This window comes from Burkholderia sp. 9775_39 (assembly GCF_015712225.1).
GTDB classification, from domain to species: Bacteria; Pseudomonadota; Gammaproteobacteria; order Burkholderiales; family Burkholderiaceae; genus Burkholderia; species Burkholderia cenocepacia.
The window spans coordinates 1-15,651 of sequence record NZ_JACCQC010000056.1; the positions used below are offsets into that span (position 1 = coordinate 1).

The 15,651-nt window shown below is 69.8% G+C and carries 12 protein-coding genes; 7 read left to right on the forward strand and 5 right to left on the reverse strand.

Annotated elements, in window-relative coordinates; genetic code table 11:
* Together H0X90_RS34990 and H0X90_RS34995 are read right to left on the reverse strand one after the other, a co-directional pair.
* Positions 1 to 1,511 (reverse strand): nodulation protein NfeD (locus H0X90_RS34990; protein WP_077213658.1); only part of this gene is annotated, 1,511 nt, incomplete at its 3' end.
* A gap of 122 nt (positions 1,512 to 1,633) precedes the next feature.
* Positions 1,634 to 2,668: an AraC family transcriptional regulator gene (locus H0X90_RS34995; RefSeq protein ID WP_077189068.1), complete on the reverse strand. Its 1,035-nt coding sequence runs from the start codon at positions 2,666 to 2,668 to the stop codon at positions 1,634 to 1,636.
* A 137-nt stretch (positions 2,669 to 2,805) separates the two neighbouring features.
* Here H0X90_RS34995 and H0X90_RS35000 point away from each other — a divergent pair, with 137 nt between their 5' ends.
* From H0X90_RS35000 to H0X90_RS35025, 6 genes are all read left to right on the forward strand, one after another.
* A complete protein-coding gene (locus tag H0X90_RS35000) occupies positions 2,806 to 3,939 on the forward strand; it encodes an acyl-CoA dehydrogenase family protein (RefSeq protein WP_006482812.1) in 1,134 nt (377 codons plus the stop codon).
* Between the two features lie 167 nt (positions 3,940 to 4,106).
* On the forward strand, positions 4,107 to 5,813 hold the full coding sequence (locus H0X90_RS35005) for an AMP-binding protein (protein WP_062884902.1): 1,707 nt from the start codon (positions 4,107 to 4,109) through the stop codon (positions 5,811 to 5,813).
* A gap of 115 nt (positions 5,814 to 5,928) precedes the next feature.
* Positions 5,929 to 7,458, forward strand: coding sequence for a CoA-acylating methylmalonate-semialdehyde dehydrogenase (locus H0X90_RS35010; RefSeq protein ID WP_077189067.1), 1,530 nt, complete (start codon positions 5,929 to 5,931; stop codon positions 7,456 to 7,458).
* 18 nt (positions 7,459 to 7,476) lie between these two features.
* Positions 7,477 to 8,376, forward strand: coding sequence for a 3-hydroxyisobutyrate dehydrogenase (gene mmsB, locus H0X90_RS35015; RefSeq protein WP_006480765.1), 900 nt, complete (start codon positions 7,477 to 7,479; stop codon positions 8,374 to 8,376).
* Positions 8,376 to 9,167 (forward strand): enoyl-CoA hydratase, encoded by a 792-nt coding sequence (locus tag H0X90_RS35020; RefSeq protein WP_062910336.1) that lies wholly within the window; start codon positions 8,376 to 8,378, stop codon positions 9,165 to 9,167. The genes mmsB and H0X90_RS35020 overlap by 1 nt, the downstream gene beginning before the upstream one ends.
* Complete coding sequence (locus H0X90_RS35025) at positions 9,164 to 10,303, forward strand: enoyl-CoA hydratase/isomerase family protein (protein ID WP_077189066.1); 1,140 nt, start codon at positions 9,164 to 9,166, stop codon at positions 10,301 to 10,303. The genes H0X90_RS35020 and H0X90_RS35025 overlap by 4 nt, the downstream gene beginning before the upstream one ends.
* A gap of 66 nt (positions 10,304 to 10,369) precedes the next feature.
* Here H0X90_RS35025 and H0X90_RS35030 read toward each other — a convergent pair whose 3' ends face one another.
* Positions 10,370 to 11,275 (reverse strand): LysR family transcriptional regulator, encoded by a 906-nt coding sequence (locus H0X90_RS35030; RefSeq protein ID WP_034202034.1) that lies wholly within the window; start codon positions 11,273 to 11,275, stop codon positions 10,370 to 10,372.
* Positions 11,276 to 11,453: 178 nt separating this feature from the next.
* Between H0X90_RS35030 and H0X90_RS35035 the strand changes: the two genes are divergently transcribed.
* Positions 11,454 to 12,992: an MFS transporter gene (locus tag H0X90_RS35035; protein WP_077189065.1), complete on the forward strand. Its 1,539-nt coding sequence runs from the start codon at positions 11,454 to 11,456 to the stop codon at positions 12,990 to 12,992.
* A 30-nt stretch (positions 12,993 to 13,022) separates the two neighbouring features.
* Here H0X90_RS35035 and H0X90_RS35040 read toward each other — a convergent pair whose 3' ends face one another.
* The gene (locus H0X90_RS35040) at positions 13,023 to 14,402 is read right to left on the reverse strand and encodes an efflux transporter outer membrane subunit (protein WP_077189064.1); all 1,380 of its coding nucleotides are present in this window, start codon (positions 14,400 to 14,402) and stop codon (positions 13,023 to 13,025) included.
* A 6-nt stretch (positions 14,403 to 14,408) separates the two neighbouring features.
* A partial coding sequence (locus tag H0X90_RS35045; protein ID WP_139352381.1) for an ABC transporter permease occupies positions 14,409 to 15,651 on the reverse strand: 1,243 nt, incomplete at its 5' end.

Genomic DNA, 15,651 nt, shown 5'->3' on the forward strand with positions numbered 1-15,651 from the left:
TCGTAGAGCGGCGCGACCGTCAGCGTCAGCCCATGGCGGCCGGTGACGCGCACGCGGCAGCCGGCGGCCAGCGGCGTGCTGCTCGCCACGCGCCAGCGCTCGCCGTGCACGCGCGCCCAGCCGGCGGCCGACGGCGCGGCGTCGGTCGCGCCATGCGGCTGGTCCGGCTGCAGGCCGTCGTCGAGCACTTCGCCGATGCTGCCGAGCATCGCCTCGGCGCCCGTCACGACCGGGCGGCGCCGCGCGCGCAGCGCGACGCTCGACACGCCCGCGACGAGCAGCGCGCCGCCGAGCGCCAGGCTCGCGATCACGGGCCACGGAATCCCGTAGCCGGGCACGTCGGTGTCGATCAGCATCAGCGCGCCGATCGTGAACGCGACGATCCCGCCGAACCCGAGCACGCCGAAGGTCGGCAGGAACGCTTCCGCGACGAGGCAGCCGAGCCCGAGCAGCACGAGGCCGAGGCCCGCATAGCTGATCGGCAGCAACTGCATCGCGAACAGTCCGACCAGCAGGCAGATCGTGCCGGCGACGCCCGGCAGCACGAAACCGGGGTTCGCGAATTCGAAGAAGAGGCCGTAGATGCCGATCGTCAGCAGGATCAGCGCGACGTTCGGATCGGCGATGATCGCGAGGAACCGGCTGCGCCAGTCGGGCGCGAGCACGACGAGCGGCGCGTGCGCGGTCGCGAGATGCAGCGTGCCGGCAGTCGTCGTCACCGTGCGGCCGTCGAGCTGGCGCGCGAGGTCGGCCGGGTCCGGCGCGATCACGTCGACGACGTGCTGCGCGCGCGCTTCGTTCGCCGACAGGCTCACGGCCTCGCGCACCGCGCGCTCGGCCCATTCGACATTGCGTCCGCGCAATTGCGCGAGGCCGCGGATGTATGCGGAAGCGTCCTGGATCGCCTTGCGGATCTCGGTCGATTGCGTATCGGTCGGCAGCACGGCAGCCGCGTCCGACACGCCAGACGCACCCGATGCACCGGTCGGTCGCGGCGCGGCGGGATTCGCGCCTGGCGGCGCCGCGCCGCCGATGCCGAACTGCACGGGCGACGCCGCGCCGAGGTTGGTGCCGGGCGCCATCGCCGCGAAGTGGCTCGCATAGACGATGTAGGTGCCCGCGCTCGCCGCCCGCGCGCCGCCCGGCGCGACGAAGGCGGCGACCGGCACCGGCGAGCGGAGGACGGCCTTGATGATCTGCCGCATCGACGTATCGAGGCCGCCGGGCGTGTCGAGCTGAAGGATCGCGAGCGGCGCATGCTCGCGGGCCGCGCGGTCGAGCGAACGCACGATGAAATCGGCGCTGGCCGGGCCGATCGCGCCGTTGACGGGAATCACGACGACCGGATGCGCGGCGGGCGCGTCGGCCGATGGCGGCGCGGCGAGCGCGGCGCACACGACGAGCAGCGCCGCGAACAGCGCGGCGCGCGCGACCCGCGCGGACAGCGGGTGACGGGGGCGGCCGTCGGGCGCGGCAGGCGCCGGCGGCGGGCCATGACGGTGAAAGCGCATCGGGACGTCCGGGCGGCGCACGGCCGCGTGCCGTCCGGCTGGCGGAAAGGGCGTAGGCCCGATGCTTGAAGATTAGGCGGTTTCGGCGCAAAGCGCGAAGGCGAGGCGGGCCGGCCGCGCCTTCAGCCGGCGCCGCCGCCGCGCGCGAGCGCTTCTTCCCGAAACTCGGCCGGGCTGCGCCCGCTCCATTTGCGGAACGCGCGGTAGAACGCGCTCGGTTCCGCGAAACCGGTCGCGGCCGCGACATCGGCGATCGTGCGGGCGGGGTCGGCCAGCGCCTCGAACGCGAGATCGCGCCGCAGCGTGTCCTTGATCGACTGGTACGCGTGGCCTTCCTGATGCAGCTTGCGGCGCAGCGTGGCCTCGGCCACGTGCAGCCGCGCGGCCATCCCGCCCGCGCCCGGCCACGCGGCGGGCGGCATCCCGCGCAGCACCGCGCGCACGCGTTGCGCGAGCGCGTTCGGATTGCGGTACTTGACGATGAAGCTGGCCGGCGCGTTGCGCAGAAACGTTTTCAGCGTCTTCGCGTTCTGCACGACCGGCAGCGTCGCGAATTCGGGATCGAAATCGACATACGACTCGGGCTCGTTGAAGCGCATGTCGTCGCAGAACATCGACGGGTATTCGTGATCGGCCGGTGGCGTGTCGCAGCGGAAGCTCGCATGCAGCAGCGGAATGCGCCGTCCGATCAGCCAGCAGGTGAGGCCGTACACGATGATGAAATAGGTCGCGTACGTGAACATCGCGGGCGTCGCGCCGTTGTTGCGGTGCACGAAACGCAGCCGCACGCGCTGCGGGTTCGCGTCGAGCTCCGCGTGGAGGTCGTCGAGCACGCAGTGCATGAAGTTCACCGCGCGCGCCATCGCGTGCAGCCCGTCGCGCGCCGACAGCGCGGCCTGGCTCATCGCGATGAAGCTGCCGCTGCGCATCGGGTGGCGATCCTGCCCGAAAAACTCGTCGTCGAGCGTGCGCGCGATGGCGTTCCACAGCCCGCCGTATTGCTGCGCGGACACGCGTGCGCGCGGCTGCCCGAGCAGCGCGGGCGCGATGCCGGCCTGCGCGAGCAGCGGCTCGGCCGCGACGCCGCGCCGCGTGGCCAGCGCGACGCTGTACGCGACGAGGCTGATCGCGACGGTTCCCTTGTCTTCCTGCTTCATCGGTGTCGCCGGTGTGGCAAAAACGCTCAGTGTAAATGAGCGACGCGAGCATCGAACAGTCGCGCGTGCTTGCCTACACTTGTTGCATCGAAACGCAAGGACGGTCGCGCCCGGCGGCCGCGGGAGACAGCAGCACCATGGACGAGCTTTACACCGAAGATCAGCGGATGATCCGCGATGCGGCGCGCGCTTTTGCCACCGAGATGCTGGCGCCGAACGCCGCGCAGTGGGACCACGACGCGCACCTGCCCGACGCGATCGTCGCGCAGCTCGGCGAGCTCGGCCTGCTCGGGATGATCGTGCCGCAGGAGCTGGGCGGCTCGTATACGGACTACGTGGCCTATGCGCTGGCGATGGAGGAAGTGGCGGCCGGCGACGCCGCGTGCGCGACGATGATGAGCGTGCACAACTCGGTCGGCTGCGGGCCGATCCTCGGCTTCGGCACGCCCGCGCAGAAGGACCGCTGGCTGGCCGACATGGCGGCCGGTCGCGTGATCGGCGCGTTCTGCCTGACCGAGCCGCATGCCGGTTCCGAAGCGAACAACCTGCGCACGCGGGCCGAGCTGCGCGACGGCCAATGGGTGCTGAACGGCGCGAAGCAGTTCGTGACCAACGGCCAGCGCGCCGGTGTCGCGATCGTTTTTGCCATGACCGACCCGGAAGCCGGCAAGCGCGGCATTTCCGCGTTCCTGGTGCCGACCGACACGCCGGGCTTCATCGTCGGCAAGCCCGAGAAGAAGATGGGCATCCGCGCGTCGGATACGTGCCCGATCACGTTCGAGAACTGCGCGATTCCGGAAGACAACCTGCTCGGCAATCGCGGCGAAGGGCTGAAGATCGCGCTGTCGAACCTCGAAGGCGGCCGCATCGGCATCGCCGCGCAGGCGCTCGGCATCGCGCGCGCCGCGTTCGACAAGGCGCGCCGCTATGCGGGCGAGCGCGTGCAGTTCGGCAAGCCGATCGCCGAGCATCAGGCGATCCAGCAGAAGCTCGCCGACATGGCCGTGCAGATCAACGCCGCGCGCCTGCTCGTGCATCACGCGGCGAAGCTGCGCACGGCCGGGCTGCCGTGCCTGTCGGAAGCGTCGCAGGCGAAGCTGTTCGCGTCCGAGATGGCCGAGCGCGTGTGTTCGGATGCGATCCAGATTCACGGCGGCTACGGCTACCTGGTCGATTACGAAGTCGAGCGTCACTATCGCGACGCGCGCATCACGCAGATTTACGAAGGCACCAGCGAAGTGCAACGGATGGTGATCGCGCGGCAGCTTTGAGCCGCGACGGTCGCACCGGGACGACAGCATCACGCAGGGCACGAGGGCAGCGCGGTGAACGCGGCACGCAACGACGTGACCGTGCGCCGTGCAACACGGAACCGGGCATGTGCTGCAGCACCTGCACCGGTTGAGCGCTGGGCATGGAGACTGGACGGAGACGACACATGACGGTACAGGCATTCCTGGACGCACGCGACTTTCTGCTGCGCCATCGCACCGACTACGACACCGCATACCGCGATTTCGAATGGCCGGTGCTCGATGCGTTCAACTGGGCGCTCGACTACTTCGACCCGATGGCGCGCGGCAACGACCAGCCCGCGCTGTGGATCGTCGACGCGGCGACCGGCACGGGCGATCCGTATTCGTTCGCGCAGATGTCCGAGCGTTCGTCGCGGATCGCGAACTGGCTGCGCGCGATCGGCGTCGTGCGCGGCGACCGCATCCTGCTGATGCTGCCGAACCGGGTCGAGCTGTGGGACGCGATGCTGGCCGCGATGAAGCTCGGCGCGATCGTGCTGCCCGCCACCACGCAACTGTCGCCCGACGACGTGCGCGACCGCGTGCAGATCGGCGGCGCGAAATACGCGATCGTCGACGAGAACGAAGCCGCGAAATTCGAACAGCCCGATCTCGGCCTCGCGCAGAAGATCGTCGCCGGCGCGCCGCGCGCGGGCTGGCTCGCGATGAACGACGGCTATGCGGCGAGCGCTGCGTTCGAGCCGGACGCCGTCACGCACGCGAACGATCCGATGCTGCTGTACTTCACGTCCGGCACGACGTCGAAGCCGAAGCTCGTCGAGCACACGCACCGCACCTATCCGGTCGGCCATCTGTCGACGATGTACTGGGTCGGCCTGCAGCCGGGCGACATCCACTGGAACATCAGCTCCCCGGGCTGGGCGAAGCACGCGTGGAGCTGCTTCTTCGCGCCGTGGAATGCGCAGGCGTGCGTGTTCGCGTTCAACTATGCGCGCTTCGAGCCGAAGGTCGTGCTCGATGCGCTCGTCAAGTATCGCGTGACGACGCTGTGCGCGCCGCCGACCGTGTGGCGCATGCTCGTGCAGCAGCCGCTCGCGTCGTTCGACGTGAAGCTGCGCGAGATCGTCGGCGCGGGCGAGCCGCTGAATCCCGAGATCATCGAGCGCGTGAAGAAGGCGTGGAACATCTCGATTCGCGACGGCTACGGCCAGACCGAGACGACCTGCCTGATCGGCAACTCGCCGGGCCAGCCGGTGGTCGCGGGCTCGATGGGCCGGCCGCTGCCCGGCTACCGGATCGCGCTGCTCGACCCGGACGGCGCGCCGGTGACCGAAGGCGAGGTCGCGCTGCCGATCGGTGGCGACGTCACGCGTCCGGTCGGGCTGATGAAGGGCTACGCGAACAATCCGGACGCGACGGCCCACGCGATGCGCGACGGCCACTACCGCACGTCGGACATCGCGATGCGTCGCGACGACGGCTACTACGTGTACATCGGCCGCGCGGACGACGTGTTCAAGTCGTCCGACTACCGGCTGAGCCCGTTCGAACTGGAAAGCGTGCTGATCGAGCATCCGGCGATCGCGGAAGCGGCCGTCGTGCCGAGCCCGGACCCGGTGCGGCTGGCGGTGCCGAAGACCTTCATCACGCTGCGCCAGGGCTATGAAGAAAGCCCCGCGCTCGCGCTGGAGATCTTCCGTTTCTCGCGCGAGAAGCTCGCGCCGTACAAGCGTATCCGTCGCCTGCAATTCGCGGAACTGCCGAAGACGATCTCCGGGAAGATTCGCCGCGTCGAGCTGCGCCGCCGCGAGATCGAGCGCGGCGACGACGCGACCGAACGTATGCCCGGCGAGTACTGGGAAGAAGATTTCGCCGCCGAACTGAAATGACCGGCCGCGGGTCGCGCGCGCTGCTTTTTTTCCGCGCGTCGCCCGCCGCCTCGCTGAACCGAACCGGCCGCGCGTCGCACGACGCCACGCGGCCCACTGCAAGGAGAGTGCTCTGATGAACGCGAATCCGACGCCCCGCACGGGGCAAGACGTGCCGACGGTCAAGCTGCTGATCGACGGCGCCTTCGTCGAGTCCGCCACGAACGAGTGGCGCGACATCGTCAACCCGGCGACGCAGCAGGTGCTCGCACGCGTGCCGTTCGCGACCGTCGCGGAAGTCGACGCGGCCGTGCAGGCCGCGCACGCCGCGTATGCGACGTGGAAGAACACGCCGATCGCCGCGCGCATGCGCATCATGCTGAAGTTCCAGGATCTGGTGCGCGCGAACCAGCAGCGCATCGCGAAGACGCTGACGGCCGAGCAGGGCAAGACGATTCCCGATGCCGAAGGCGACATCTTCCGCGGCCTCGAAGTGGTCGAGCACGCATGCTCGATCGGCACGCTGCAGCTCGGCGAATTCGCGGAGAACGTCGCGGGCGGCGTCGACACCTACACGCTGCGCCAGCCGCTCGGCGTGTGCGCGGGCATCACGCCGTTCAATTTTCCCGCGATGATTCCGCTGTGGATGTTCCCGATGGCGATCGTGTGCGGCAACACGTTCGTGCTGAAGCCGTCCGAGCAGGACCCGATGTCGACGATGGAGCTCGTCGAGCTCGCGCTGGAAGCCGGCGTACCGAAAGGCGTGCTGAACGTCGTGCACGGCGGCAAGGAAGTCGTCGATGCGATCTGCACGCATCCGCTCGTGAAGGCGATCTCGTTCGTCGGCTCGACCGCCGTCGGCACGCACGTGTACAACCTCGGCAGCCAGCACGGCAAGCGCGTGCAGTCGATGATGGGCGCGAAGAACCACGCGATCGTGCTGCCCGACGCGAACCGCGAGCAGACGATCAACGCGCTCGTCGGCGCGGGCTTCGGCGCGGCCGGCCAGCGCTGCATGGCGACTTCCGTCGCGGTGCTGGTGGGCAACGCGCGCGAATGGCTGCCCGACATCGTCGCGAAGGCGAAGACGCTGAAGGTCAACGCGGGCTCGGAAGCGGGCACCGACGTCGGGCCGGTCGTGTCGCGCGGCGCGAAGGCGCGGATTCTGTCGCTGATCGACATGGGCATCAAGGAAGGCGCGAAGCTCGAACTCGACGGCCGCGACGTGAAGGTCGCCGGCTTCGAGGAAGGCAACTTCATCGGCCCGACGATCTTTTCCGGCGTGACGACCGACATGACGGTCTACACGCATGAAATCTTCGGACCGGTGCTGGTCGTGATGGAAGTCGACACGCTCGACGACGCGATCGCGCTGGTCAACGCGAACCCGATGGGCAACGGCGTGGGCCTCTTCACGCAGAGCGGCGCGGCGGCACGCAAGTTCCAGAGCGAGATCGACGTCGGCCAGGTCGGCATCAACATCCCGATTCCGGTACCCGTGCCGTTCTTCAGCTTCACCGGTTCGCGCGGCTCGAAGCTCGGCGATCTCGGCCCGTACGGCAAGCAGGTCGTGCAGTTCTACACGCAGACCAAGACGGTCACCGCGCGCTGGTTCGACGACGACACGACGGCCGGCCCGGTGAATACGACGATCCGGCTGCACTGAGCGGCGGAGGACACCAACATGAAAATCGGATTTATCGGCCTCGGCCACATGGGCGCGCCGATGGCGCTGAACCTGCTGAAAGCCGGCCACGACGTGCACGCGTTCGACCTGAGCGCCGACGCGTTGCGCGCGCTGCAGGACGCCGGCGCGCAGGTGGCAGCTTCCCCGCGCGACGCGGCATCGGGCGCGACGTTCGTGATCACGATGCTGCCGGCCGCGCCGCACGTGCGCTCGGTGCTGTCCGGCGAGAACGGCGTGCTGGCCGGCCTCGGCGCGGGCGCGACCGTGATCGATTCGAGCACGATCGACCCGGCGAGCGCGCAGGCGTTCGGCGCGCTGGTGCGCGAGCACGGCGGCGCGTTCGTCGATGCGCCGGTGTCGGGCGGCACCGGCGGCGCGGCGGCCGGCACGCTGACCTTCATGGTCGGCGGCAGCGACGCGGATTTCGAGCGCGTGAAGCCGGTGCTCGCCGGCATGGGCAAGAACATCGTCCACTGCGGCGCGACGGGCATGGGGCAGGTCGCGAAGGTCTGCAACAACCTCGTGCTCGGCATCTCGATGGCGGCGGTGTCGGAGGCGATGTCGCTCGGCGTCGCGCTCGGCATCGACCCGAAGGTGCTGGCCGGCATCGTCAACACGTCGACCGGCCGCTGCTGGAGCTCGGACACCTACAACCCGTATCCGGGCGTGATCGAGACCGCGCCGTCGTCGCGCGGCTACTCGGGCGGCTTCGGCACCGACCTGATGCTGAAGGATCTCGGCCTCGCGAACGATGCGGCGAAGCAGGCGCGCCAGCCCGTCTATCTCGGCGCGCTCGCGCAGCAGCTGTACCAGACGATGAGCAGCCGCGGCGACGGCCAGCTCGATTTCTCGGCGGTGATCCGCCTGTATCAACCGGCCACGAAGAAGGACGCGTGATGATCGAACTCGACTACGTCGACGACGGCGCGATCGCGTGCGTGACGCTCAAGCGTCCGCCCGCGAACGCCTTTACCGCCGACGGGCTGCAGCAATTGCAGCAAACCGTCGCCGAACTGAATGCGAACCCGCGCGTGCGCGCGCTGGTGATCACCGGCGACGGTCCGAAGTTCTTCAGCGCGGGCGCCGATCTCAACACGTTCGCCGACGGCGATCGCGCGGTCGCGCGCACGATGGCGGCGCGCTTCGGCGCGGCGTTCGAGGCGCTGCACGACGCGCGCGTCGTGACGATCGCGGCGATCAACGGCTATGCGATGGGCGGTGGCCTCGAATGCGCGCTCGCATGCGACCTGCGGATCGCGGAGACGCATGCGCAGATGGCGCTGCCCGAACCGTCGGTCGGGCTGCTGCCGTGCGGGCTTGGCACGCAGACGCTGCCCTGGCTCGTGGGCGAGGGCTGGGCGAAGAAGATCATCCTGACCGGCGCGCGCGTCGACGCGGCGACTGCACTGCGGATCGGCCTCGTCGAGGACGTGGTGGACAGCGGCGCCGCGCGCGACGCGGCACTCGCGCTGGCACGCAACGTCGCGCGGCAAAGCCCGCATGCGGTGGCCTACAGCAAGGAGCTGATCGGCCTCGCCCGACGCGGCGTGCCGCGCGGCGCGGCGCTCGCGGTCGAACGCGAACGCTTCGTCGACCTGTTCGACACGGCCGATCCGCGCGAAGGCGTGGCGGCGTTCCTGGGCAAGCGCGCGCCGCAGTGGCGCACCGATGGAGAGCCGCAACGATGAGCACGCCGGTGACGAATCACGACACGTTCGCGGAACATGCGCCCGAGGTGCTGTTCCGCGTGGTGAACCGCGTGGCGCTGATCACGCTGAACCGGCCGGCCGCGCTCAACGCGCTGTCGTACGCGATGATCGGCGAGCTGACCGCGCTGTTCGAGCGCTGCCGCCACGACGACCAGATCGTCGCGCTCGTGCTGCGCGGCGCGGGCGAGAAGGGCTTCTGCGCGGGCGGTGACGTACGCGAGCTGTACCGGATGGTCGCGCAGCGCGAGACCTGGCTGCCGTTCTTCGTCGACGAGTACCGGCTCGACTACGCGATCCACACGTTCCCGAAGCCGGTCGTCGCGCTGATGGACGGCGTGACGATGGGCGGCGGCATGGGCCTCGCGCAGGGCGCGGCGCTGCGCGTCGCGACCGAGCGCAGCAAGATCGCGATGCCGGAAACGCGCATCGGCCTCGTGCCCGACGTCGGCGCCACGCATTTCCTGTCGGGCATGCCGGCCGAACTCGAACTGTACGTCGGGTTGACCGGTGCGATGCTGTCGGGCGCCGACGCGCTGACCGCGAAGCTCGCGGACCTGTGCGTGCCGTCCGCGTGGCTCGACACGTTCGAGACGCGCATCGAAAGCGTCAAGTGGGACGGCGACGCGCTGCCGTTGCTGCGCAAGGTGTTCGAGCCGCCGTGCAACGTGGTGCCGCATGCGGCGCTCGACAGCCAGATGCCGTGGATCGTTCGCCACTTCGACAAGCGTTCGACCGTCGAGCGGATCGTCGCGACGCTCACGCAGGAGCTGGCGCGCGACGAGCTGGCGCGCGAGCACCGCCAGTGGCTGCAGGCGACGCTCGACGCGCTCGCGAGCCATTCGCCGACGATGCTCGCCGTGACGCGCGAGGCGCTGCTGCGCGGCCGGCAGATGACGCTCGCGGAATCGTTCCGGATGGAGCTCGGCATCGTCGCGCGCGCGATCGAGGAAGGCGATTTCTGCGAAGGCGTGCGCGCGCATCTCGTCGACAAGGATCGCAAGCCGCGCTGGGCGCCCGCATCGCTCGTCGAGCTGCGCGCCGAACGCGTGCGGCATTTCCTGACGTCGCCGTGGAAACTGTTCGCGCATCCGCTCGCCGATCTCGGCGCGGCGTGATGCGATGAGCCGACGCGCCCGCGCGGCGCGTCGGTTGCCGCGTATTTCGTTGCGGTTCTTTCGCGCTCAGCGCTCGATCATCGGCGGCACCGCCTCCACGAGCGCATCGATCACGCAGCGCGTCTTGCGCGGCAGGTAGCGCGTCTTCGGCCAGATCGCATGAATGTCGCCTTCGCAGACGAAGCAGCGATCGAGCACGACCACCATCTCCCCGCGCTTCACGTAGTGATCGAGCAGCCAGCTCGGCAACCACGCGATCCCGAACCCCGACGCACCGGCCGCCGCGATCGCCTGCACGTCGTCGAAACTGAGCTGGTGCGGCATGTCGATGTGGACGCTCGAGCCGTCCGGCGCACGCAGGTACCACGGTTGCACGACGCCCGAGCGTGAATACGCGATCGTGCGGTGGTTCTTCAGGTCGTCGAGCGATTGCGGGGTGCCGTAACGCGCGAGATACGATGGCGCCGCGCCGAGGCTCCCGTATTGCGTGCCGAGCCGCCGCACCGCAAGGCTCGTGCTGTCCGCGAGCGGGCCGATCCGCACCGCGAGATCGATGCCTTCCTCGACGAGATCGACGAAACGGTCGGTGATCGACACGTCGATCCGCAGGTGCGGGTAAGTGCGCGCGAGGTCGAGCACGATCGGCGTCACGCAGTGGTGCCCGAACGCGAGCGGCACGCTCAGCCGCAGCTTGCCGCGCGCCTCGTTGCGACCGCAGTCGAGATCGGCTTCCGCCGCTTCCAGTTCCGCCAGCGCGCGTACGCAGCGGTCGTAGTACGCCTGGCCGTCGTCGGTCAGGCTCTGGCTGCGCGTCGTGCGCTGCAGCAGCCGCGCGCCGAGCCGCTTTTCGAGCCGCGCGATCGCCTTGCCGACGGCCGAGCGCGTCATGTCGAGCCGTTCCGCGGCGAGCGCGAAGCTGCCGGATTCCACCACCTGGACGAAGGTCGTCACGCCATCGAGTCTGTCGGTCATAGCGGGTTGCGCGGATTGTGTCCTGTGATTCCCCAGTTCGTAGAAATGGATGCGTCAATGGGGAGGGAAATTCTCACTATAGTACCGATTCCCGCCCAGCGTGCGTCGCCGGCCGCGCGCGGCGAATCCTACTCACCTGGAGGCGCGCGGCCTGTCGCCGGGCCGCCGCGCAATACGCATGACGCTATCCGACTCCCGCAGGAATGCGGTCGCGCTCGCGGCCGTCTGTCTCACGTCGCTGATGTTCGGCCTCGAAATCTCAAGCGTGCCGGTGATCCTGCCGACGCTCGAACACGTGCTGCATGGCGATTTCAACGGCATGCAGTGGATCATGAACGCGTACACGATCGCGTGTACGACGGTGCTGATGGCGGCCGGCACGCTCGCGGACCGGTTCGGCCGCAAGCGCGTATACGTGATCGGCACCGTGCTGTTCGGCGCGACGTCGTTGCTGTGCGGGCTCGCGCCGAACGTGCCGGTGCTCGTCGCGGGCCGGCTGCTGCAGGGCGCGAGCGGCGGCGCGATGCTGATCTGCCAGATCGCCGTGCTGTCGCACCAGTTCCGCGAAGGGCGCGAGCGCGGCCGCGCATTCGGGATCTGGGGGATCGTGTTCGGCATCGGGCTCGGCTTCGGGCCGATCGTCGGCGGCGCGATCGTCGCGCTGGCGAGCTGGCCGTGGGTGTTCCTCGTCCATGCGCCGCTCGCGGCCGTCGCGCTCGTGCTGATCGGCGGCGCGGTGCAGGAATCGCGCGATCCGCATGCGGGCGCGCTCGACGTCGCGGGTATCGTCACGCTGTCGCTCGCGGTGCTCGGTGTCGCCTTTTACATCACGCAAAGCGCCGAGCTCGGGCTGACGAGCGCGGCCGGCCTCGGCGTGCTCGGTGCGACCGTGGTCGCGGTGATCGGCTTCTTCATCGCGGAGCGCGCCAGCGCGCGGCCGATGTTCGACTTCTCGGTGTTCCGGATCCGCGCGTTCACCGGCGCGATCTTCGGCTCGATGGGGATGAACTTCAGCTTCTGGCCGTTCATGATCTACCTGCCGATCTGGTTCCAGGTCGCGCTCGGCTACGACAGCGTGACGGCCGGCCTCGCATTGCTCGCGTACACGCTGCCGACGCTGATCGCGCCGCCGTTCGGCGAACGGCTCGCGCTGCGCTACGGGCCGGGCGTCGTGATTCCGGCCGGGCTGTTCACGATCGCGGCCGGCTTCGTGCTGATGCGGCTCGGCAGCGCGGCCAATCACGCGAGCTGGCTGACGATGCTGCCGGGTTGCGTGATCGCCGGCATCGGGCTCGGGCTGACCAACACGCCCGTCACCAACACGACGACGGGCGCGGTGCCGAGTGCGCGGGCCGGGATGGCGTCGGGCATCGACATGAGCGCGCGGATGATCTCGCTCGCGCTGAACATCGCGGCGATGGGCTTCGTGCTCGTGGCGGGGATCGTCGCGAGCCTGAAGGGCGGGCCGGCCGGCGCAATCGGCGACGCAGCGCTGCGCCGGCTCGCGCAGGAAATCGCGGCGGGCCGCACCGACGGGCTGCAGGCGATCGCGCCGGCGCTCGCGCAGGCCGACCCGAGCGGCGCGGCGCTGCACGCGGCGCTCGTGCACGGGTTCTGCTGGGTGATGGTGTACGGCGCGGCAGGCGTGGCCTTGCTCGCAACGGCGAGCGCGGTGGCGTTCGCGCCGGCGCGGCGCGGGGCGGCCGTGTGCGAATGACGCGGCCGGCGTGCGGCGCGTGACGGCCGGTCAGGACGTCCCGCCGCCGAGCGCGCGGTAGAGCTTCATCTGGTTGTTGAGCCGGTTCAGGCGCGTCAGCTCGTCGGCGCTCTGCGCGCTCCTCAGCACCTGTTGCTGGTCGAGCCACGGCTGCACGGCGGTCGCGCCGGCCGCGAAGCGCGCGGCGGCCAGCCGTTCGGCACGCTGCGCCTGCGCGAGCGACAGCGCGCGCTGTTCGGCCTCGCGTTCGAGCTGCACGCGCGCCGATAGCGCATTCTCGACTTCCGCGAGCGCCGTGTAGAGCCGCTGGCGGAACCCGACGACCGCTTCCTCGTACTGCGACTTCGACACCTTGATCTGCAACTGCATCGTGTTCCACTGGATGAACGGCAGCGCGAGGCCGAGCCCGAGCGTGCCGACCGGGTTCGTCAGCACGCGCTCGAGGCTCGCGCTCGTCGTGCCGGCGCTGCCGGTCAGCGTGAAGGTCGGGTAGAAGCTCGTGCGCGTCGCGTCGACCTGCGCGAGCGATTCGCGCAGCCGGAATTCCGCCGCCCGCAGATCGGGGCGCCGGCCGAGCAGGCTCGCGGGCAGGCCGGCCGCCACGTCGGGCGGTGCGGCGTCCGGCAGTGCCGCCGGCTCGGCCGCCAGTTGCTGCGGCGGCCGGTCGAACAGGATCGCGAGCGCGTGGCGGTTCTCGGTGCGCTGCTGGATCAGTTGCGTCTGCGCCGCGCGTTGCGCGGCGAGGCTCTGTTCGGCCTGCGCGAGATCGAGCCCCGACACGGCGCCGGCCGCGTGCCGCGACCGGACGAGCGCGAGCGTGCGCACCGCATACGCGATGTTCGCGTCGCCGAGCGCGATCTGCCGGTTCAGATAGCCGATCTGCCAGTACAGCGCCGCGGTCGTGCCGATCAGCGACAGCCGCGCGGCTTCGAGATCGGCGGCCGTCGCGTCGGCTTCCCAGTGCGCGGCATCGCGCAGCGCGGCCAGCCGGCCCCACAGGTCGATTTCGTAGCTGAGCGAACCGTTGAGGCCGCTCGACTGGCTCGTCCGGTGCGTATCGAGCGTGCGCGACACGGCGCCGTTCGCGCCGAGCGTCACGTTGGGCGTCAGGTTCGTATCGACGAGCCCGGCCTGCAACTGCGCGCGATACACGCGGATCGCCGCGATCGCGAGGTCGTTGTTGGCGCGCAGCGCGTCGTCGATCAGCGCGTCGAGTTGCGGATCGCCGAAGCTGCGCCACCAGTCGCGCGTGGCGGGCGGCGCGTCGGCCGTGACCGGCGCGGCCCAGTTCGCGGGCATCGCGACGGGCGGCAGCGGATCGTGGCGCGTACCCGCGCAGCCGGCGAGCAACGCGGCCGCGCAGGCGAATGCGCCGAGGCGGCGAAGCGGGGAGGAATGCGTGATGGTCATGTTTCGTCAGTCGCGCGCGAGCGCATCGATCGGATCGAGCCGCGACGCGTTGCGCGCGGGCATGAACCCGAAAATCACACCGGTGAGCGTCGAGCACACGAATGCGGTCACGATCGCGCCGGCCGAGAACACCATCTTCCACTGCGCGACGAACATCGAGAACAGCGCGCCGAGCCCGAACGACAGCGCGATGCCGATCGTGCCGCCGAGCAGGCACACGAGCACGGCCTCGACGAGGAACTGCTGCAGGATGTCGGACTGGCGCGCGCCGACCGCCATCCGGATGCCGATCTCGCGCGTGCGTTCGGTCACCGACACCAGCATGATGTTCATCACGCCGATCCCGCCGACGACGAGCGAGATCACCGCGATCAGCGACAGCAGCAGCGTCAGCGACTGGCCGGTTTTCTCGACGGTCTTGACCACGCTGTCCATGTTGTACGTGAAGAAGTCCTTGCGGCCGTGGCGCTGGATCATCAGCTTCTCGAGGCTTTTCTCGGCGGCGGCGCTCGGCTGCCCGTCGCGCACGCGCACGGTGATGCTGTCGAGATAGCGCTGGCCGAACAGACGCCCGCTGGCGGTCGTGTACGGCACCCACACGTTCAGGCTTTTCACGCTGCCGAATGCGCTCTTCTTGTCGGCGGTCACGCCGATCACGACGCACGGCACGTTGTCGACCAGGATCACTTCGCCGACCGGATTGCGCGTCGCGCCGAACAGCTTGCGGCGCGTGTTCTGGTCGATCACGGCCACCTGCGCCTGACGGCGCACGGCATCGTCGTCGAACGCGACGCCGAGCGCGAAGCGCATTCCGCGCGCCTGGAAGTAGCGTTCGCCGACGCCGCTCACGAGCGCGTTCACATTGACGTTGCGGAAGCGCAGCAGCAGCGTGCGCGACGTTTCGGGCGTCGCGCTGTCAACGTACGGTTGCTCCGCGAGCGCGACGACGTCCGCGGGCACGAGCGTCTGGATCGTGTCCGCGCGGCTGTCGCCCCAGTCGGCGCCCGGATAGAGGCTGATCGTATTGGTGCCGATGCTGCCGATCTCCTCGAGCATGTAGCGCTTCGCGCCTTCGCCGACCGCGACGATCGACACGACCGACGTGATGCCGATGATGATGCCAAGCATCGTCAGCAGCGTGCGCAGCCGGTGCGACACGAGTGCGATCCACGCCATCCGGCACGCTTCGGCGAAGCGGCCGGTGCCGGCGGCGAAGCGGGGGGCGCGTGGGCCGGGATCGGTGTCGGCG

What these genes read in the sequence shown, in the direction of transcription:
- H0X90_RS35025 (WP_077189066.1), top strand. Translation starts at nt 9,164, where the DNA reads ATGAGCACGCCGGTGACGAATCACGACACGTTCGCGGAACATGCGCCC.
- H0X90_RS35035 (WP_077189065.1), top strand. Translation starts at nt 11,454, where the DNA reads ATGACGCTATCCGACTCCCGCAGGAATGCGGTCGCGCTCGCGGCCGTC.
- mmsB (WP_006480765.1), top strand. Translation starts at nt 7,477, where the DNA reads ATGAAAATCGGATTTATCGGCCTCGGCCACATGGGCGCGCCGATGGCG.
- H0X90_RS35010 (WP_077189067.1), top strand. Translation starts at nt 5,929, where the DNA reads ATGAACGCGAATCCGACGCCCCGCACGGGGCAAGACGTGCCGACGGTC.
- H0X90_RS35040 (WP_077189064.1), bottom strand. Translation starts at nt 14,402, where the DNA reads ATGACCATCACGCATTCCTCCCCGCTTCGCCGCCTCGGCGCATTCGCC.
- H0X90_RS35030 (WP_034202034.1), bottom strand. Translation starts at nt 11,275, where the DNA reads ATGACCGACAGACTCGATGGCGTGACGACCTTCGTCCAGGTGGTGGAA.
- H0X90_RS34995 (WP_077189068.1), bottom strand. Translation starts at nt 2,668, where the DNA reads ATGAAGCAGGAAGACAAGGGAACCGTCGCGATCAGCCTCGTCGCGTAC.
- H0X90_RS35020 (WP_062910336.1), top strand. Translation starts at nt 8,376, where the DNA reads ATGATCGAACTCGACTACGTCGACGACGGCGCGATCGCGTGCGTGACG.
- H0X90_RS35005 (WP_062884902.1), top strand. Translation starts at nt 4,107, where the DNA reads ATGACGGTACAGGCATTCCTGGACGCACGCGACTTTCTGCTGCGCCAT.
- H0X90_RS35000 (WP_006482812.1), top strand. Translation starts at nt 2,806, where the DNA reads ATGGACGAGCTTTACACCGAAGATCAGCGGATGATCCGCGATGCGGCG.